Genomic DNA, 19,680 nt, shown 5'->3' on the forward strand with positions numbered 1-19,680 from the left:
CCGATGAATTTTGATGTGTTTAACGGAAAGCAGAAAGAAGCAAAGGAAAACCTTGAAGAAATTCTTGAAAGTTCAATTGAAATGGAAGAAGACTTAATGCGAACATATCTGATAACCGCCGAACGGATTCACGATGATGATGAACTGAAGAAACGTCTCGAAAACTTTGCCGAAGGAAATGCTAAACGAACGAAACAATTGATAGATGAGATGAATGAAAATAAAGAGAAGTAGATGGAAGCTGTGTGGATTCAGGTGATACCGCAGCTTTTTATGTTTAGGAAATGAAGGTTTTAAACCTAATTGAGCATATCGGCATTACTAAGTAAGGATAGGTGGTGTGTGAAATTTGACACTTTTGTAAATCTTCTTAATATCTGCTCTTTATCTATTGCTAAAATGGATTCTTCTTGCCTATAATAAAGATAACAATGATTGTGAAGGAGTGAGCAAACTATGGAACTTGATAAAAAGAAAGTAGTTATCTTAGGCGGTGGATATGCGGGATTAATGACAGCCGTGACCTTGCAGAAGAAGGTTCATCCTTCCCGAGTCGAAATCTTTTTGGTCAGCAACCATGATTATCACTACATTACTACCAAGGTTCATGAGGCAGGAGCGGGAACGATTAGCCATGAATCGATTTTATTGCCTATCACAGAATTAATCGATGCCGAGAGAGTAACGTTCATACAGGATGAAGTAAAAAAGCTGGATTTAGAACGGAAAAGGGTCGAGTGTAAAAATCACTCATTAAAATTTGATTATGTTGTTGCAGCCATTGGTGGTACTCCCAAAACCTTTAATATTTCTGGATTAAAGGAACATGGCTTCTTTTTGTTCGATTGGGAAGGGACGTACCGATTACGAAAGCATATTGAAGAACAATTTCAGCAATATAGTCAAAATCCTATTGGCGAGTTGAATTTGGTTATTGGTGGAACAGGATTTACTGGAATGGAATTTATCCATGAACTTAAGAACAGCATCCCTGCGCTTTGCGAGCAGTATACAGTGAACCCGGAAAACGTACACATGATTGTCGTAGAGCCTAACCAAGAAATTTTGCATGGTTATCCTGATCTAATAGTGGCAGACGCGGTAAATTCATTGAATAAAATGTCCTGCGAATTTATCATTGGTGTTCCGGTAACAAAAGTTGAGAAGGATAAGGTTATTTTACAGGACGGCAGGGAAATTCCAACAACGACAATAATCTGGGCAGGTGGAATCAAGGGGAATCCGTTATTTGAGGGATTCGGCTTTGAATTGATGGATGGACGAGTGAGGCTTAACGAGTATTGTGAAGTGCCAGGCTTCCAAGATGTCTATGTATTAGGGGACGCCTCGGTAAGTTTCAATGATAAGGGAGAGCCCTACCCACCAACAGCGCAGATCGCCATTCAACAAGGACAGTATTGTGCCTATAATATTGCGATGAAAATATATGCACAACCTGTAAAGCCATTTCACTATATTTATAGAGGCACCGTCATGTCATTAGGAAAAGGGAAAGCATCGGGGATCGTGTATGACCATCACATCAACGGCCGGTTCGCCGCCTTTATGAAATGGGTAATTGAGATGCGCTATTATTTCATGTTAGGCGGAATTCCGTTAGTCAGGAAACAGTGGAAACACTGAGATAAACCCTTCTTTTAAAAATCCGAAAAAAGAGAGCAAAAGCCGAAGTAGAAGGGCTCTACGTAGGTATTCGCCCGAAAAAAAAGAGCAAAAGCCGAAGTAGAAGTGCTCTACGTAGGTATTCGCCCGAAAAAAGAGAGCAAAAGCCGAAGTAGGAGTGCTCTACGTAGGTAATCGGCCGAAAAAAAGAGCAAAAGCCGATGTAGAAGCACTCTACGTAGGTATTCGCCCGAAAAAAGAGAGCCAAAGCCGAAGTAGAAGGGCTCTACGTAGGTAATCGGCCGAAAAAAGAGAGCCAAAGCCGAAGTAGAAGTGCTCTACGTAGGTATTCGCCCGAAAAAAAAGGGCAAAAGCCGAAGTAGAAGTGCTCTACGTAGGTATTCGCCCGAAAAAAGAGAGCAAAAGCCGAAGTAGAAGTGCTCTACGTAGGTATTCGCCCGAAAAAAGAGAGCAAAAGCCGAAGTAGGTGGATCCTACGACTACGCCTCTGTCTTCGCCTTATGAGACTCGCCAATCGGCGAGTTTTCTTTATTTATAAAATACAAACTGCAATTGATAAAATAGTGATTTAATTATTGTTTCAACATGGTACAAGGGTATAAGGTAAGAGAGGATAGTATTTGGAACATAAACTGGGGGTTATTTAATTGATAAAAATTGGAGTCATCGGGCTTGGTGATATTGCGCAAAAGGCCTATCTGCCGGTCTACAGTACTATGAAGGATGTTGAATTTCATTTTTATACAAGAAATCAAGAAAAGCTAAGATCTATTGGTGCGAAATATCGTTTTGACCATCTTCATGCTGAGCTTGAGTCATTAGTCAGCAGCGGCATTGTTGGTGCTTTCGTCCATTCTTCGACATCTTCCCATGAGGAAATTGTTCAGTGGCTGCTTATCCGCGGTATTCATGTGTTTGTCGATAAGCCAATCACAGACAATTATAAGGGAGCGAAAAGACTTGTAGAGCTTGCGGATGAGAAAGGTCTAATTCTCATGACAGGTTTTAATCGCAGATACGCACCTTCCTACCGAAAATTGAAGGAAGTCGCCAAGCCAAATATGGTTATCGTCCAGAAAAACCGCAAAGGTCTTCCGGGCGAGCCAAGAACCTTTATTTTTGATGATTTCATTCATGTTGTTGATACGATGAGATATTTATATCCGCACCCGATTGAGAAACTCCTCGTGAACGGGCGGATGGAGGGAGATACACTTTATCACGTTGTCATTCAGTTTATCGCTCAAGGTGCGACAGCCATCGGGATAATGAATCGAGATAATGGGACGAACGAGGAAGTTGTCCAAGTCATGGGCCCTTTGGAGAAAAGAACCGTTTCTAATGTCTCGCATCTGTTGATATCAAAAGATATGGAAAATATCGAGATCAGGAGTGGTGATTGGGAACCAACCTTAATGAAACGTGGCTTTGAGCAAATGGTCGGGGATTTCATTCATGCTGTTCACACTAATTCCTTGCCAATGATTTCAGCTTGGGACGCGCTGGAGACACATGAAATATGTGAAAAGATCATCATGAAATTAGCTGAAAAGCACTAACCATGTCTTTAGGCATTCAATGTAAAATACCTTTGAATACGGAATGGGATTTTTAGTTATTTGTCGGGAATTTGTTAAGATTCCTCCGGAACAAGGAAGAATCTTATGCTATGGTCAAATTAGATAATTAGTTGTTTCAATCCAGTTTAAGGGGAGTTATTACCATGAAAAAACTACCTAAAGAACCGAACAATGGTCCGAATATTCAAAAGGAAAGAGAAATTGTCAACGAAATGATTCGGTTATATTGTCGAAAGAAGCATCATCATGATGAGCTTTGCAAGGAATGCCAGGATTTAAAGGACTATGCTTTATTGCGCCTTTCCCTCTGCCGGTTTGGTGAAGAAAAAAGTGCCTGCTCCAACTGCAAAGTCCATTGCTATAAACCTATTTTTCGTCAAAAGATGAAGACCGTAATGCGCCATACTGGCCCATGGATGCTATTGTATCATCCGATTTATTCTGTTAAACATCTGTTAAATAGGTGAAGGCAAGGAGGGGATTTCTGCAGGCTGTCAAAAACCAATCAAGAGAGGTCCTTAAATTCTAACGAGGTCAGTTGATTTGTAGATATGAAAAAAGGTGTCGTGCCTCTTGATTGGAGGCAGACACCCTGAATAATTTTCTTAGCGAACGCCTTTCATGAAGCCCTGAATTTTCGGTGCAAACATGAAAAGAATAATACCGAGTACGATTGAAACTCCACCGATGACACCAAAGTAGATCATTTCGTTTTCAACTGAGTAAAATCTAACGACTTGCGCATTGAGTGCTTGTGCTGCAGCATTTGATAAGAACCATAAGCTCATCGTTTGTGCTGAGAAGGCTGCAGGTGCTAACTTAGTAGTAGCTGATAATCCTACAGGCGATAAGCATAATTCACCAAATACACAAATTAAATAACTTAAGACAAGCCATAAAGGATTCACCAAAGCATCTGAACCGCCAAAGTAAGCTGGCATTAGAATTACTAGGAATGATACCCCTGAGAAAAGCAGTGCGAACGAAAACTTTTGCGGGATCGTTGGCTGACGTTTCCCTAACTTTACCCACATCCAAGCAAATATAGGTGCAAAAATAATAATAAATAATGGGTTTAATGATTGAAACCATGCTGGCGAAATATGAATTCCTGCAAAGTTTAATTGCGTACGTTCATCTGCATAATTGGCAAGTATGCTTGAGCCTTGCTCTTGAATAGACCAAAACATAACCGATGCAATAAATAGCGGAATATAAGCTATGATACGTGAACGTTCTACAGCTGTTGTTTTAGGGCTGCGGTACATGACAACAAAATATAAAGTCGGAATCAAAACACCAAGAATTGTCACTAGATTGATGAAGCCTTTAAACGTTAGCAGTCCCCTTGGGATTAAAACACCACATAAAACAGCAAGAATTACTGCGATTATGCCAAAAATAGTAAAGATTTTTTTCTTTTCAGTTGGTGACATTGGATTTGATACCATTGTACCAGCAATGCCAAGGTTTTTCTTTTTTGTAAAATTAAAAACTAATAGTCCAAAAAACATACCGACAGCGGCAATACCAAAACCTAAGTGGAAGCTATAGTCCATTACTCCTCCAATAATTAGTGGAGAGAGAAATGCTCCCATGTTTATACCCATAACAAAAATGGTAAAACCAGCATCACGACGATTGTCTTCTTCACTGTACATTTCACCGACAACAGTAGAAACGTTTGGCTTAAGCAATCCTGTACCAAGGACAATCAATACCATGGATACGAAGAACATGGTTACACTTCCAGGAATAGCTAGAACAATGTGACCAAACATAATCAATACTCCACCGTAAAACACTGATTTTGAAGTACCGAACATTCGGTCAGCTAACCAGCCGCCAATAATTCCGGACATATAAACAAGTGATCCGTAAATGGACATGATAGACAGTGCAAGGGTTTTATCAAGACCCAATCCACCTTTGGAGACTTCGTAGTACATATAGAATACGAGGATAGCCCTCATTCCATAATATGAAAAGCGTTCCCAAAACTCCGTAAAGAAAAGTGTAAATAATCCCTTAGGGTGTCCGAAGAACCCGCTCTGAGGCACACTATCCACAATTTTCTGTCTATTCAAATTTGACATGTTACAACCTCCTTTTATTATACTATAATACTTTTTGAAGTTTTAGCTTGTCAAAAACAATTTTTAGGAAAATAGGCGATAAAGTATTGGAATACTTGATATAACTGTATTATGAAGAATTTTAAATATAGAAAAAAGTTTTTTTGAAATAGTAAATAAATTCGGATTTGAGTGAATTTTTCATTCTTAATGGATAAACTCATTAAAAAGTGGAATAAGTGATGAGGAGAAAAGAAGCTTCGCGCTCCACCGTTAATAAACGCATAAAAGCCCTCATTGTCAATAAACAATTAAGGGCTTAGTATAGGAAACTATTTAATAGGTCACTATTAAACTCTCTTGGAGTGGATTTATTTGCTACCGATACTTTCGATTTGGCTATCATCTTAACTAAAGTATCTCCCAAGGCTTCAGCTAGTTTAGGATTGGTGTCCGTCTTAAACCATTTTTTAGGAATAATCTTATAACAGCAATTGCTGCTTTTTAAATAGCTGTAGATAATCTGCGCTTCATCTACTTCATCCTTTCTAACTTCAAAGGATGTGGGATGTGCCTCGTTCGAAAAATAGGTGAACGTATTCATTTTTATCATCTCAACCAGTTGTTCTAAATTTGTGCCTGCTAATTGATATTTTTTGCTAAATAGAACTTGATTCCCTTTAATCAGAAATAGTTTAATCGAGTCGCCAGTTAACGGTTCAAGGACGGCAATATTTTTATTGGCTTCAGTGAATTCAATAATTTGCTCTTTTTTGATAAGGAAGTTTATCGCATCGAGAAAATCTCTATACTTTGCTGCAGTTTCAAAATCAAAATTCTCAGCAGCAAGTGCCATTGTTTGCTTCATTTCTACAAGTATGCTCGTGTTAGTGCCTGTTAATAAAGCGATGATTTTGTTTATTATAGTATTGTACTCTGTCACAGCACTGGGAGAACCGGTGCACGTACCGATACACAATCCTAAAGAATAGTTTAAACATGGTGTGTTCTTATTACTAGGGCTGCTGCAGTTTATTTTATAGAATTCTTTGATGCCTTGAATGGCTTTTTCCACTGTATGTTTACTGGTAAACGGACCGAAAGAAAGATAGCCGTCCTTTTCAGGACTATTGGTCATTTCTAATCTACGATTGTTATCATCCTTATGAATTAGGATATAAGTGTACGATTGTGGATTTTTCATTTTTTTATTAAATAATGGTTTTATTTTCTGTATTAATTTACATTCCAGTAAAAAGGCTTCAAATTCAGTATCGGTGAGAATTAATTCAAAATCCTTTATGTTGGCTTTAAGCTTTTTAATCTTCTCTGAATGTGCGTTTGAGTTTTGAAAGTAGGAACGAACTCTGTTTTTTAGATTTTTGGCTTTCCCCACATAAATGATTCTTGCAGAAGAATCTTTCATTAGATAAACTCCTGGGGATGAGGGGAGATTTTTTACCTTGTCTTTTAAATTCATAGGAATTCTTCCCTTCCCATACTTTAAATCGCTATCATTTTACCACAAGTATGGAATCTGCTAAACAATGTTTTTAAATCGAATTAGATAAAAAGAAGTATAATCGGGTATTCATTATTGGTGCAGATTAGGGAGATAGACAAAATAATAGTCGTATTGGCATCAAGTCATATGTGATATGATAATTGTATATCCAAAAAAAGGAGAATTTACTATGGGCGAAAAAGTAGATTATAAGAAAACTTATAAACACATTTATCTTCCAAAAACGACACCTGCTATTATTGATGTGCCGAAGATGCCATATTTAATGATTAGTGGTAAAGGAGATCCAAATGGGGAAGCGTTTGCTGAGGCTACTGGAGCTTTATACAGTTTGAGTTATGCGGTGAAAATGTCCTATAAAAGTAAGTTTGTCCCTGATGGATACTATGAATATACAGTGTTTCCGCTCGAGGGAGTTTGGGACTTAATTGATAAGTCAAAACCTACCAGTGATAAGGAGAATTACCAATACACCATTATGATTCGACAGCCCAACTTTCTAACAGATGAATTATTTGCGAAATTTTTAGAGCTGACGAAAAAGAAAAAGCCAAACCCCTTACTCGAAAAGGTTAGCTTTAATGAATTAACAGATGGGTTATGTTGCCAAATGCTGCACCTAGGGAGTTTTGATGGAGAATCAGAAAGTTTTGCGAAGATGAAGTCCTTTTGTGAAATAAACGGATATAATCGGACTAGCAAAACTCATCGTGAAATCTACCTATCCGATCCCCGAAAGACAGAGGCAGCAAAGCTAAAGACAGTTTTAAGATTCTCTGTTCAAAAACGATAAAATTCAAAATCAGAAATGGTGCCTGACACTGCAAATGGATATTTGTGGTGTCAGGCACTTTTATGCTTGTGTTTTGAAAAAATAGGCATAATAGTGATTGACATTGACGTTGCGTAAAGGTGTATCGTAAGTTTTAAGGAGGTGAATGGATGGAATATACAGTGCAAAAGCTAGGTAGTTTAGCAGGAGTGAGCACCAGAACACTTCGGTATTATGATGAAATTGGTATTCTTAAGCCGGCAAGAATCAATTCGTCAGGATACCGCATCTACGGGCAGAAGGAGGTTGACAGGCTACAGCAAATCCTTTTTTACCGTGAATTAGGTGTAAGTTTAGAAAGCATAAAGGATATTGTCACTGCCCCTTCCTTCGACGGTGCTGCCGCACTTAGAGAACATCGCGAAAAACTCCTTGAAAAAAAAGAGCAGCTAGAATTATTAATTGCCAATGTGGATAAAACAATTGCGTTAACAGAAGGGAGAATGAACATGTCAAATAAAGAAAAGTTTGAAGGCTTTAAGAAAAAAATGATTGATGATAATGAGAAAAAGTATGGAAAAGAAATCCGTGAAAAGTATGGCAATGATACGGTTAATAAATCAAATGCCAAACTCAAAAATATGACGCAAGAGCAATATAATGAAGTGACGGCTTTGGAGGTACAATTAAAACTAACCTTAGCAGAAGCCTTTAAAACGGTTGATCCTGTAGGTGAATTAGCACAAAAAGCCGCTGACCTTCATAAGCAATGGTTAACCAATTATTGGCCCGAATACAGTAAGGAAGCTCATGCTAGTCTTGCGCAAATGTATGTCGATGATGAAAGATTCACAGCTTACTATGATAAAGAGCAGCCAGGTACGGCAGAATTCTTAAGAGATGCGATTCAAATATATACTGGTTTAAAAAAATAGGCTCTTTTTTAAGAAATTGTTGCTTTTATTGAGGTAAAATCATTTGATATGACGACCGAAAACAGAAGAAAAGTTCAATCAGATTGGAAATTCTAAACCGTTTTTGCGGTGCTCCACCCTTTTTCCTCCAACCCCTGTAATTAGGCTGCAGTCAGTCTAACAGGGGTTTTTCTGTGGAAAAGGGGCGGAGCGCCGCAAAAATGAATCACTTTAACCAGTTAAAGTAAAATACCCATTTCACTAGAAGAAAGATGTGAAGTCTAGCTCTGCTCTCACCGCCTTTATTAGGTGACTACGGCTTGTTCTCTAAATTTATTTCCATCGTAGGTTTGGGAGTTGAGGCTCATGATAGTTTTTAATGTAAATTTACTCCTTGTGACAATTAAGTTAATTGATTGTTATTCCGTAATATTCCATTTATAATTATACTGAAAATTAGGAATTATTAAATTTAAAAAGGAGTGATTATTTCATGAACATAGCTTCTCAGGTAACAGAAACTAAGGGGGAAAATACCTATTCCTTTGATGAATTCCTGGCAAAACGGGACAGGCTAGATTGGTACAAGAATGAACCGTTTTTGCAAAAAGCAGTGAAGAAATTTACCGGCTCTCAGTATGAACAAATACATGAAAAAATTCTATCCTTTTCACCAATAGTATCGGCAAAATGGAACCAGTTGGCAGAACGGATTGCCAGGCCGGAAGTCCGGCCCTATATGCTCCACTTTGATGCCTTCAATCACAGGATAGATCGAATTGTCCGGCCAATGGAGGTACATCAGTTAGAAGGAGAAGTATTCGGGGAGGGACTTTTTTCTAGCAAAATGGCCCCTTGGGAAAGCTTTGTCAAACGAATGTTAACCCATCAAATTGGTGAGGGCGGAGTAACATGTCCTTTAACATGTACCCATGGATTAATTGCTCTCCTCGATCAATTTCCAAATGATGAAATCCCTGAACTTTATGACATCTTACAACATACAAAAGAGGGAATAGACGGAGAATTTGCCATTGGCGCTCAGTTTATGTCTGAAATTCAAGGTGGCTCTGATTTGCCGGCGAATCTATTGGAAGCGGTTCCATATGAGAAAGCCTTTCGCCTTTATGGGAATAAGTTTTTCTGTTCTGCGGCACATGCGGATTATTCCGTCGTAACGGCGAAAATTTCAGGAACAAACAAAGTGTCCACCTTTATTGTTCCTGCCTGGCTGCCGGGTGATAAAGAGAAGGAAAAACGAAATGGCTACCAAATTAATCGGATTAAATGGAAGCTTGGTACTGCCGAGCTGCCAACAGCTGAAATTCAATATAACGGAGCACTTGCCTACCCAATTGGTCCAAAGGATAAAGGGATAGCCGTCGCTGTTGGTATTGTCCTTACCTTATCGCGCCTGGAAATCGGAATTGCCTGCTCTGGCTTTATGCTGCGAGCAGCACGAGAAGCGAGGCTTTACAGCGATTTTCGGACTGTATTTGGAAAGAAAGTGAGCGAATATCCTCTGGCCGCAAGTAAGCTGAAACGCATCCAAAATGCAGCAGAGCGGACAACAGCAGGTGCCTTTAAAATTTACGATTTATTTTTACGATTGGAGAAACCGCTCAATCCGGGAATTAAATCAGAGCAGCCTTTAGAAGTTCGGAAACAGTTGTTTAATTTAAGGGAGCTTGTGTTATTACAAAAAATATGCGCCACCAATGAGGGAGCTGAAATATTACGTGAGGCGATTTCGATGTTTGCAGGACACGGGGTGATGGAGGAGTTTTCTTCTCTTCCGCGAATCTTCCGTGATGTTGTTGTTAACGAACAATGGGAAGGCCCGCGGAACCTGCTGTTAACCCAAATTTATCGTGATCTTCAAAGAGTGGCTGACTGGTATTCTCCAGTAGAATTTGTCAGTAGTGTCTTGGGTGGCTCACCTCAGGAACAAATAAAGCAATTTTCTGAGCAACTAGAAGATTTACTGCAGAGACCAGTTCTTGGCGAAGTAAATGAAGCATCAATCGAAGCAGCTGCCGAATGGGACGCTTTTTGTGATTCCTTCTTTAAAACATATCAGCAAATCGCAGTAGCAGAAATAAACCAATAAATAGAAAAAACTTGTGTTGGTGCCTGACACCCTTCGCGTTCATGTTAAGGGCGTCAGGAATTTTTTTAAATTTTTTTACTATTGTGCTAAATTCCGACAAATTCCTACAAGTGTTGTATGTCATAATAGTCGTAATCTTCATAATAATATAATATTAGTTGTTTACTAGAATAGTAAAAGTAGGTGTATGTATGAGCAATGAACCTATTCTGCGAATAAGTGAATTAAAGGTTTCGTTTCAATCGGGTAAGAAGTTTTTACCAGCAGTTGATGGAATTAGCTTTGAACTAAACGAAGGGGAGATCCTTGGAATTGTTGGGGAGTCCGGCAGTGGGAAGAGTGTTACTTCCTTAGCGACCATGGGATTAATTCCTTCACCGCCAGGTAAAATTGAAAACGGTGAAATTATTTTTGAAGGAAAAGACTTAAAAAATATCTCCGAAAAAGAATGGCGAAAAATCCGTGGGAATCAAATATCAATGATTTTCCAGGAGCCAATGACTTCACTGAACCCGTTATTTACGATTGGCAATCAGTTAATGGAAGCGATTCGATTACATACTGATCTTTCTAAGGCACAAGCAAAAGTGCGGAGCATCGAATTATTAAAGTTGGTTGGGATTCCAAGAGTTGAAGGGATTCTTAAAGAGCTCCCCCACCAGTTATCAGGCGGAATGCGGCAGCGGGTTATGATTGCGATGGCAATGGCATGCAATCCTCGAGTTCTAATTGCAGACGAGCCCACAACGGCTCTCGATGTCACGATTCAGGCACAAATCCTCGCTCTAATGAAAAATTTGAACCAGAAAACTAACACGTCGATTATCCTGATTACCCATGATTTAGGGGTTGTAGCGGAAATCTGTGAACGAGTGATTGTAATGTATTCTGGTCAAATCGTTGAGCATGGCGAGGTTAGGAAAATTTTAAAGGATCCACAGCATCCTTATACCAAGGGCCTGTTGAAGTCGGTTCCTGATTTACGAGGAAAAAAGGACCGTCTCTATAGTATTCCCGGAACTGTCCCGGCACCGGGAACCATTCGAAACGGCTGTAGGTTCGCTGCAAGGTGCTCCGAGGTTTTCGGGAAATGTAGAGAAGAATCTCCTGAATTATATAAATCGGAAAAAGATGGACATGAAGTACGCTGTTTCCTACATACATTGAAGGAGGGGAGTAATCATCATGTCGGAATTCCTTCTTGAGGTAAACGGATTGAAAAAATACTTTCCAATCACTGGTGGCATTTTTGGTAAGAAACAAGGCGAAGTAAAAGCGGTTGATGATGTTTCTTTTTACGTCAAAAAAGGGGAAACCTTAGGAATCGTCGGTGAAAGCGGTTGTGGTAAATCAACGACGGGAAGACTGCTAATAAGGTTAATTGAAGCAAGTGATGGAACCATTATTTTTGAAGATAAAGAGATTACCAGTTTGTCAAAGTCTGAATTAAGAAAAACGCGCCGCGACATTCAAATGGTGTTCCAGGACCCATATGCATCATTAAACCCAAGGCATTCCGTTGAACAAATATTAGAGGAGCCTCTGATTGTTCATGGAATCGGAACTCCGGAAGAACGCCGGAAGCAGGTAAAAGAAATGCTTGAGGTGGTGGGCCTGTGCAGCTACCATGCGAAGCGGTATCCGCACCAATTCAGCGGCGGGCAGCGCCAGCGGATTGGGATTGCCAAAGCATTAATGACGAAACCAAAACTGATTATTGCAGATGAACCAGTATCGGCACTCGATGTTTCGATTCAAGCCCAGGTTCTCAACTTAATGAAGGATATTCAAAGGGAATTCCAGCTTACGTACATATTTATCGCTCATGATTTAGGTGTCGTCCGCCATATCAGCGATCGTGTGGGTGTGATGTATTTAGGCAGATTAATAGAGTTAGCAGAAAGCGAAGAGCTTTATGAAAATCCCAAGCATCCGTACACCAAAGCACTCCTTTCTGCTGTACCGGTACCAGATCCGGATGTTAAGAGAGAAACGATATTAATTGAAGGTGAGCTGCCAAGCCCAGCCAATCCACCAACAGGTTGTGCATTTCATACGAGATGCTCATATGTTATGGAAATATGCAAAACCACTAGACCAGAGGAAACTAATCTTAACGGTCATTTTGCTGCTTGTCACTTATATAACGAGTGAGGTAGCGGCATTGATGATAAAAAAAATAAAAACAGGGGGTAAGAAAAGCCAATGAAAAAAAGGTCTATACTAGTGCTGTTGATTTCTTTACTAGCCATCAGCATGTTTTTAGCTGGCTGTAACAGTAAGACGAATAATGAAACTGATGGCAAAAAAGATCCTGGCACTAGCAATGGTTCTAAAAAGGATACACTTGTTTATGGCCGCGGCGGGGATTCCACATCCCTCGATCCGATCACAACAACTGAAGGAGAAGCTTTCAAAGTAACGATAAACATTTTTGAAACATTGTTAGTTTATGGGGACAAGGATACATCGATAAAGCCAGGACTTGCCGAAAAGTGGGAAACCTCAGATGATGGTTTAACATACACATTCCATCTTCGTAAAGGTGTAAAGTTCCATGATGGTACGGATTTCAATGCCGATGCCGTTGTCTTCAACTTCAACCGTTGGATGAACGGGAATGAAGAAAAATTCCCTTATTATACGATGTTTGGCGGTTATAAGAACGATGAAGGGCACGTCATTAAAGAGGTTAAGGCTGTGGATCCAAATACAGTGCAGTTTATATTAAAAAGACCTCAAGCACCATTCCTTAAAAACATAGCCATGGCTATGTTTGCGATTGCTAGTCCTACAGCTTTGGAAAAATGGGGTGATGATTTTAGAAGCCACCCAGTTGGAACAGGACCATTCAAATTCGTCGAATGGAAACAAAAAGATCGAATTGTTATCGAAAAAAATCCAGACTACTGGCAAAAAGGATTACCAAAGTTAAACAAAATTATTTTCCGTGTTATACCTGAAAATACAGCTCGTCTTAATGCCCTTGCAAATGGCGAGATTGATGTAATGGATGGACTTAATAACTCGGATGAAGCAACTGTTTTAGCTAACGACAAATTGCAAATCATTGAACGTCCATCTATGAACGTTGGTTATATTGGTTTAACAAACACTCATAAGCCACTAGATAATAAGCTTGTTCGTCAAGCGATTAACTACGCAATCGATAAGAAAGCGATTATTAACGCGTTTTATGGCGGTAAGGCACTAGCAGCCAAAAACCCTATGCCTCCTTCTATTGAAGGCTATAATGATGCCATTCAAGAGTATCCGTTTGATTTAGAAAAAGCGAAAGCATTATTAAAAGAAGCAGGACTTGAGAAGGGCTTTGAAATGGATCTATGGGCAATGCCAGTAGCACGTCCATACATGCCGGAAGCGCAAAAAGTGGCAGAGGTTATTCAGGATAGCTTAGGTAAAATTGGGATTAAAGCAAAAATCCAATCTGTTGACTGGGCCACTTATTTAGAAAAAGCAAGAAAAGGTGAGTTTGACGCCTTCATGCTTGGCTGGACAGGTGACAATGGAGACCCTGATAACTTCCTTTATACACTATTAGACAAGGACAGTATTGGAAGCAATAACTATGCTTATTACAGCAATGATGAGCTCCATAAGATATTGATTGAGGCACAGACAGAAACGGAGCAGTCAAAGCGTAATGAACTTTACAAGAAAGCCCAGGAAATTATTCATGAAGATGCTCCATGGGTTCCACTTGTTCACTCTACACCGTTGTTAGCGGCAGCGAAGGATGTTCAAAACTACTTGCCGCATCCTACCGGTTCCGAGTGTTTAAGCAATATCGAATTTAAATAATAAAAGCGCAAGCGCCCTGGTCAGCGGCGTATGGCCTCCTCGAAAAAGCTAACGCTTTTTCTTCGTGCGATGATTATGCTGTCGAAGCCTTCCTTGTGGAGCACTCCAACTGAGATAAAGGAAAAACGAAGAGCCGGAGGCGCATTCGTGCTTGACTTATCGTAGGGCGGAGTGCGAAGGACACTAGCCGCTAGGGCGCTGGAGCTGGATAATTCTCGAAGTCAAAATTTTATCTTATCTTGGAAAAAGGGGAGGGAGCATTGCCTCCCCTTTTGATTAATCAAAGAATACTCCTGAATAAAATTGTCTAGCAATAGCGCCAAGCTTCTCTTTGATATCTAAGCTAATCACTTTGGAAGGCAAAGAACGCCGTCTGTAAGTGCTCGTCTTATGCTTGTCGGGGCTGAACCAGGCGCTTCCGCTATTCGGTGAGGTGAATAACTTGTTAACTTATACGGTCCGCCGTGTGTTTTCTTTAATTCCAGTATTAATAGGAATGACGCTCGTTGTTTTTGCTATTATCCATGCAATCCCCGGAAATCCTGCACAAGTAATCCTTGGACAAAGAGCCACTGCCGAATCGATTGCGAATTTAACAAAGGAATTGGGTTTGGACAGGCCGTGGTACATACAATATTTTGATTATATTAAATCATTACTTCAAGGGGATTTAGGGATTTCTCTACAAACTAGAGGTCCCATTAACGAGGAAATTTGGCCCTATTTGGCAGCAACCGCAGAATTGACAATAGTGGCTATGGTCATTGCGATTACTGTTGGAGTAAATGCAGGCATTATTAGTGCCTGGTTTTCTAAATCATGGTTTGATTATGTGGCAATGGTACTTGCGCTTATTGGGGTCTCGATGCCCATCTTTTGGCTTGGTCTGATGGAGCAATGGGGGTTTTCAATAGAATTAGGCTGGCTGCCAACTACTGGAAGAGAGAATGTCAGAGATCCGATTTCAGCGATTACGAATATTTATTTACTTGATACACTGATTCAAGGAAGATTTGATCAATTTGGTACCGTTTTAAAGCATTTAATCCTTCCAAGCTTTGCGCTTGCCACCATTCCGATGGCGATTATCGCAAGAATGACCCGTGCGACAATGCTAGAAGTTATGAAGTCAGATTACATTCGTACAGCTAGAGCAAAGGGACTTAGAATGTTTTGGGTGGTGTACAAGCACTCCTTAAAAAATGCGATTATCCCAGTTCTTACCGTTATCGGATTACAGACAGGACTGCTATTGGGAGGAGCTATCTTAACAGAAACTATCTTTGGCTGGCCGGGAATTGGCAGATATTTATATGACGCTATCGGCTATCGCGATTACCCGGTTATTCAATCAGGTATCTTGATCATTGCAGCCATCTTTGTATTCATTAATTTAGTAGTGGATTTATTATATGTATTTGTTGATCCAAGAATTAAATATACAAAATAAAGGAGGAATCAAGAGTGGCTGAACTTGCACAAAATACGGCAGACATCTCGATGATACCTGCCGAAGAAAAGCTGATATCTCCGTGGAAGGAGAACTGGCAATCATTTTATACAAATAAATTAGCCGTCATTGGCTTAGGAATCGTTATCTTTTTTATCATTATCGCCATCATCGCCCCCTGGATCGCCCCATATAGCTATAAAGACGTGGTATTGGTCGATCGGATGCAGGCACCATCTAGTAAGCATTGGTTCGGTACAGACGATTTTGGCAGAGATATTTTTTCACGCGTTTTATATGGAGCAAGAATTTCTTTATGGGTTGGATTTTTCTCAGTACTAGGGTCAGTGGTCGTTGGAACCTTCCTTGGAATTGTGGCTGGATACTATGGCCGTTGGGTAGATACAATCATTTCACGTATCTTTGATATCATGCTTGCGTTTCCAAGTATCCTGTTGGCAATTGCCGTTGTTTCCGTTTTAGGTCCATCATTGCAAAATGCATTAATTGCGATTGCCGTTATTAATATACCTAATTTCGGCCGGCTGATAAGATCGAAAGTATTAAGTGTTAAACAAGAGGAATATATTATGGCAGCCCGTGCTGTTGGAATGAAGGATGCCCGAATCCTCCTTAGGCATATTTTACCTAACAGCGTGTCGCCGGTAATTGTTCAGGCGACGTTGGCGATTGCAACAGCCATCATCGAGGCAGCTGCCTTAGGTTTCCTGGGATTAGGTGCCCAGCCTCCAATGCCAGAGTGGGGAAAAATGCTTGCTGATTCAAGAAATTACATCACACAGGCCCCGTGGACACTGTTTTTCCCAGGGATGGCGATTATGCTGACAGTGCTGGGATTTAACTTAATGGGAGATGGCCTAAGGGATGTGCTAGATCCGAAGATGAAACAATAAAGAAGAGACTCAGATAGAGTCTCTTCTTTATTGCCCTATTAATTGCTATCGAAAAAAATAGGGAAGTTATGTTGCTTGGGTTGGAATAAGAGATTAAGTGGATTATAATTATTTCAACTTAAAATGCTCCGGTTTTCTGGAATTTTTTATCCTTTAGGGGGATTGAATCATTGTGAATAGCTTAGAAGGCTCTTTAAAAGAAAAGAATATTATTTTTATAGGGTTTATGGGTGTGGGAAAGAGCACGATTGGAAAGCTGGTTGCTCAAAAACTGCAATGGGATTTTGTTGATATTGATGAAGAAATTGAAAAGGAATATGAAATGAAGGTTTCAGAAATATTTAATAAGATAGGTGAAGTTGCTTTTAGGGAAAAGGAAAAGACTGTTATCACCAGTTTATGTGAACAACATCGTAGAGTTTTATCTTTGGGCGGAGGAGCCTTTTTACAAGAAGAAATCAGAAAGGTATGTTTGGCTAGCAGTATGGTTATTTTGTTAGATTTATCTTTTGAAAATTGGAAGAAGCGGGTTAGTCGAATTATAGACAGCCGCCCTGTCCTGCAAGGAAAGTCAATCGAAGAAATGAAAGAGCTTTTTGATAAAAGGCAGGAGTTTTATTCTAATCATCATTTGAAGATTGTTACTGATAACAAAAATGCAGAAGAGATTGCGAATCAAATTGTAAACGAAGTAGCTATTTTAATGTAATAGAGAAGGTGCAGTTATGAAAAAAACAGTATCCGTTAGAGGAATTACGATCGGTGAAGGTGCTCCGAAAATCTGTGTGCCGATGGTGGGTGAAACGCTTGAGCAATTAAAGGAAGAAGCTGCATATTTAAAAACGCTAGACGTAGATATTGTTGAGTGGCGTGTTGACTTTTTCGAACATGTGATTGATATTTCGAAAGTTAAAGAGGCTCTTATCAGAATCCGGGCGATCTTATCTGACACACCGCTTATCTTTACCTTCCGCAGCGCCAAAGAAGGTGGCGAAAAGGAAATCAGCCCAGTTTTCTATGTCGAATTAAACAAAGCTATTGTGGAAACTGGTATGGTAGATATCATTGATGTTGAATTATTTAATGATGAAAATCATGTTAAAACATTAATTGAAACAGCTCATGTAAACAACGTGTTAGTCATCATCTCCAATCATGACTTTGACAAAACACCTGCAAAAGAAGAAATTGTTTCCCGGCTGCGCAAAGCGCAGAAAATGGGCGGAGACATACCAAAAATAGCGGTAATGCCAAATTGTTCTGCAGATGTATTGACATTACTGGAGGCAACAAATACGATGTCTGAACAGTATGCAGATAGGCCGATTATTACCATGTCCATGGGCAGCAAAGGTGTAGTCAGCCGGTTAACAGGTGAAATCTTTGGTTCAGCGCTGACTTTTGGCTCGGCAAAGAAATCATCAGCACCTGGTCAAATAGACGTAACGGAATTACGAAGGGTTTTAAACCTTTTACAACAGGACTACTTGAAAAACTAAAGTTGCGCGATCGAACGCAGTTGGCAATTTATTATTTGAAGAATTTTTTATAGGTTAGGAATAACGATGCAGGAACCCATTTAGGGGTTTTCTGCATCTTTTTTATACATAAATATTGCATAATATCGCAATGCGATTTGTAAGCGTTTTCAATGATTTTAGTGATTATTTTATATAAAATCGGAAAATTAGGTTATTTTTAAATTGAATAATTATATATATGCATGTATAATAATTCATTATAAGAGCAACCCGGGAGTTGAAAAAATGAAAGCTGCACTTATTGGTGGAACAGGATATGGTTCAATTGAGTTAGTAAGGTTTATCAATCAGCACCCCTATTTAGAAGTAGGCACTGTTGTCTCTAACTCCCAAGCAGGAGTTGGTTTTAGTGAGATTTATCCCCATCTCTCAAACATTGTTGATCAACCGCTTGAAACATTCAATGCCGATCGACTAGCTGAAGAAAATGAAATTGTATTTTTGGCCACACCCTCAGGAGTAAGCAGCCGTCTTGTTCCTCCGCTATTGGATAGGGGGATTAAGTGTATTGATTTATCCGGGGATTTTCGATTAAGGTCAGCAGATGAATATGAATCATGGTATAAACATTCACCTGCAGATGAGAAATATTTAAAACAAGCAACCTATGGATTGAGTGAAATTTATCCTGAAAAAATAAAAACATCTAGCTTAATTGCCAATCCAGGATGCTATTCAACGGCATCTATTCTTGGACTTTTACCAATCTTAAAAACAAATTTAGCAGAATATGAGTCAATTGTTATTGATGCAAAATCGGGGGTGTCCGGCTCAGGAAGAGGACTTTCATTAACAAATCATTTTGCTGAAATCAATGAAAATCTAAAAGCGTATAAACTCGGTGCACATCAGCATATTCCAGAAATTGAGCAGATTTTATCTGATGAAAGCGGTGGACCAATCAAGATTTCTTTCACTACACACTTGGTACCGATGAATAGAGGTATTATGTGTTCGATATATGTGAAGCTAAAAGAAACTGTTACGACAAATGAAGTCCATCAAATATACAGTGAATTTTATAAAATTAACCCATTTATAAGAATTAGACCAGAAGGAAATGTTCCATCTACAAAAGAGGTACTCGGAAGCAACTACTGTGATATCGGCTTGCATGTAGACCAAAGAACAAACCGCTTGACAATCATTTCCGTCATCGACAATTTGGTTAAAGGTGCTGCAGGGCAGGCCATTCAAAACGTTAATCTTCAAAATGGCTGGGATGAACGGACAGGGCTTATCGACATTCCATTATATCCTTAAAAACATGGCTAAATTGATAGTTTACGAATGGGATGAATACGGACAAAAGGATTTTAAAGGGGGAAAACAA

17 protein-coding genes are annotated in these 19,680 nt (G+C 39.5%); 15 read left to right on the forward strand and 2 right to left on the reverse strand.

Annotated features, from left to right (window positions below):
• The first annotated feature begins 3 nt into the window (after positions 1 to 3).
• The 4 genes from M5A78_RS14055 to M5A78_RS14070 all read left to right on the forward strand — a co-directional run bounded on the left by M5A78_RS14055 (position 4) and on the right by M5A78_RS14070 (position 3,691).
• Entirely contained in the window at positions 4 to 234 is a 231-nt protein-coding gene (locus tag M5A78_RS14055; RefSeq protein ID WP_248735905.1) for a hypothetical protein, read from the forward strand.
• Between the two features lie 222 nt (positions 235 to 456).
• Positions 457 to 1,644, forward strand: coding sequence for an NAD(P)/FAD-dependent oxidoreductase (locus M5A78_RS14060; protein ID WP_248735906.1), 1,188 nt, complete (start codon positions 457 to 459; stop codon positions 1,642 to 1,644).
• Between the two features lie 647 nt (positions 1,645 to 2,291).
• Positions 2,292 to 3,203, forward strand: a complete 912-nt coding sequence (locus tag M5A78_RS14065; RefSeq protein WP_248735907.1) for a Gfo/Idh/MocA family protein — start codon at positions 2,292 to 2,294, stop codon at positions 3,201 to 3,203.
• A 164-nt stretch (positions 3,204 to 3,367) separates the two neighbouring features.
• Positions 3,368 to 3,691, forward strand: a complete 324-nt coding sequence (locus M5A78_RS14070) for a nitrous oxide-stimulated promoter family protein (RefSeq protein ID WP_248735908.1) — start codon at positions 3,368 to 3,370, stop codon at positions 3,689 to 3,691.
• A 138-nt stretch (positions 3,692 to 3,829) separates the two neighbouring features.
• Here the strand turns inward: M5A78_RS14070 and M5A78_RS14075 are convergent, their stop codons facing one another.
• Complete coding sequence (locus M5A78_RS14075) at positions 3,830 to 5,320, reverse strand: peptide MFS transporter (protein WP_248735909.1); 1,491 nt, start codon at positions 5,318 to 5,320, stop codon at positions 3,830 to 3,832.
• Positions 5,321 to 5,618: 298 nt separating this feature from the next.
• A complete protein-coding gene (locus M5A78_RS14080) occupies positions 5,619 to 6,779 on the reverse strand; it encodes a GIY-YIG nuclease family protein (protein WP_406603701.1) in 1,161 nt (386 codons plus the stop codon).
• 214 nt (positions 6,780 to 6,993) lie between these two features.
• On the opposite strand from M5A78_RS14080, the gene M5A78_RS14085 reads away from it, so the two are divergent.
• The 11 genes from M5A78_RS14085 to argC all read left to right on the forward strand — a co-directional run bounded on the left by M5A78_RS14085 (position 6,994) and on the right by argC (position 19,610).
• On the forward strand, positions 6,994 to 7,617 hold the full coding sequence (locus M5A78_RS14085) for a GyrI-like domain-containing protein (protein ID WP_248735911.1): 624 nt from the start codon (positions 6,994 to 6,996) through the stop codon (positions 7,615 to 7,617).
• Positions 7,618 to 7,766: 149 nt separating this feature from the next.
• Positions 7,767 to 8,531 carry a MerR family transcriptional regulator gene (locus M5A78_RS14090; RefSeq protein ID WP_248735912.1) on the forward strand — a complete coding sequence of 255 codons (765 nt, stop codon included), beginning with the start codon at positions 7,767 to 7,769 and terminating at the stop codon, positions 8,529 to 8,531.
• Positions 8,532 to 9,003: 472 nt separating this feature from the next.
• Positions 9,004 to 10,620, forward strand: coding sequence for an acyl-CoA dehydrogenase family protein (locus tag M5A78_RS14095; RefSeq protein WP_248735913.1), 1,617 nt, complete (start codon positions 9,004 to 9,006; stop codon positions 10,618 to 10,620).
• A gap of 191 nt (positions 10,621 to 10,811) precedes the next feature.
• Positions 10,812 to 11,825 carry an ABC transporter ATP-binding protein gene (locus tag M5A78_RS14100; RefSeq protein ID WP_248735914.1) on the forward strand — a complete coding sequence of 338 codons (1,014 nt, stop codon included), beginning with the start codon at positions 10,812 to 10,814 and terminating at the stop codon, positions 11,823 to 11,825.
• Entirely contained in the window at positions 11,806 to 12,774 is a 969-nt protein-coding gene (locus M5A78_RS14105; protein WP_248735915.1) for an ABC transporter ATP-binding protein, read from the forward strand. The genes M5A78_RS14100 and M5A78_RS14105 overlap by 20 nt, the downstream gene beginning before the upstream one ends.
• 51 nt (positions 12,775 to 12,825) lie before the next feature.
• Complete coding sequence (locus tag M5A78_RS14110; RefSeq protein ID WP_248735916.1) at positions 12,826 to 14,442, forward strand: ABC transporter substrate-binding protein; 1,617 nt, start codon at positions 12,826 to 12,828, stop codon at positions 14,440 to 14,442.
• 442 nt (positions 14,443 to 14,884) lie between these two features.
• Complete coding sequence (locus tag M5A78_RS14115; RefSeq protein WP_248735917.1) at positions 14,885 to 15,892, forward strand: ABC transporter permease; 1,008 nt, start codon at positions 14,885 to 14,887, stop codon at positions 15,890 to 15,892.
• Positions 15,893 to 15,906: 14 nt separating this feature from the next.
• Positions 15,907 to 16,806 (forward strand): nickel transporter permease, encoded by a 900-nt coding sequence (gene nikC / locus M5A78_RS14120; protein ID WP_406603702.1) that lies wholly within the window; start codon positions 15,907 to 15,909, stop codon positions 16,804 to 16,806.
• A gap of 172 nt (positions 16,807 to 16,978) precedes the next feature.
• On the forward strand, positions 16,979 to 17,515 hold the full coding sequence (locus M5A78_RS14125; RefSeq protein ID WP_406603703.1) for a shikimate kinase: 537 nt from the start codon (positions 16,979 to 16,981) through the stop codon (positions 17,513 to 17,515).
• A 16-nt stretch (positions 17,516 to 17,531) separates the two neighbouring features.
• Complete coding sequence (gene aroD / locus M5A78_RS14130; RefSeq protein WP_248735918.1) at positions 17,532 to 18,305, forward strand: type I 3-dehydroquinate dehydratase; 774 nt, start codon at positions 17,532 to 17,534, stop codon at positions 18,303 to 18,305.
• 267 nt (positions 18,306 to 18,572) lie between these two features.
• Positions 18,573 to 19,610 carry an N-acetyl-gamma-glutamyl-phosphate reductase gene (argC, locus tag M5A78_RS14135; RefSeq protein WP_248735919.1) on the forward strand — a complete coding sequence of 346 codons (1,038 nt, stop codon included), beginning with the start codon at positions 18,573 to 18,575 and terminating at the stop codon, positions 19,608 to 19,610.
• Positions 19,611 to 19,680: the final 70 nt, after the last annotated feature.

Source organism: Neobacillus rhizosphaerae, assembly GCF_937468385.1.
GTDB classification, from domain to species: Bacteria; Bacillota; Bacilli; order Bacillales; family Cytobacillaceae; genus Neobacillus; species Neobacillus rhizosphaerae.

Bases quoted from the DNA above. Each gene is read 5' to 3' on its own strand.
- aroD (WP_248735918.1), top strand. From the start codon at position 17,532: ATGAAAAAAACAGTATCCGTTAGAGGAATTACGATCGGTGAAGGTGCT.
- M5A78_RS14060 (WP_248735906.1), top strand. From the start codon at position 457: ATGGAACTTGATAAAAAGAAAGTAGTTATCTTAGGCGGTGGATATGCG.
- M5A78_RS14085 (WP_248735911.1), top strand. From the start codon at position 6,994: ATGGGCGAAAAAGTAGATTATAAGAAAACTTATAAACACATTTATCTT.
- M5A78_RS14095 (WP_248735913.1), top strand. From the start codon at position 9,004: ATGAACATAGCTTCTCAGGTAACAGAAACTAAGGGGGAAAATACCTAT.
- M5A78_RS14075 (WP_248735909.1), bottom strand. From the start codon at position 5,320: ATGTCAAATTTGAATAGACAGAAAATTGTGGATAGTGTGCCTCAGAGC.
- M5A78_RS14105 (WP_248735915.1), top strand. From the start codon at position 11,806: ATGTCGGAATTCCTTCTTGAGGTAAACGGATTGAAAAAATACTTTCCA.
- argC (WP_248735919.1), top strand. From the start codon at position 18,573: ATGAAAGCTGCACTTATTGGTGGAACAGGATATGGTTCAATTGAGTTA.
- M5A78_RS14110 (WP_248735916.1), top strand. From the start codon at position 12,826: ATGAAAAAAAGGTCTATACTAGTGCTGTTGATTTCTTTACTAGCCATC.
- M5A78_RS14055 (WP_248735905.1), top strand. From the start codon at position 4: ATGAATTTTGATGTGTTTAACGGAAAGCAGAAAGAAGCAAAGGAAAAC.
- M5A78_RS14100 (WP_248735914.1), top strand. From the start codon at position 10,812: ATGAGCAATGAACCTATTCTGCGAATAAGTGAATTAAAGGTTTCGTTT.
- M5A78_RS14090 (WP_248735912.1), top strand. From the start codon at position 7,767: ATGGAATATACAGTGCAAAAGCTAGGTAGTTTAGCAGGAGTGAGCACC.
- M5A78_RS14070 (WP_248735908.1), top strand. From the start codon at position 3,368: ATGAAAAAACTACCTAAAGAACCGAACAATGGTCCGAATATTCAAAAG.
- M5A78_RS14080 (WP_406603701.1), bottom strand. From the start codon at position 6,779: ATGAATTTAAAAGACAAGGTAAAAAATCTCCCCTCATCCCCAGGAGTT.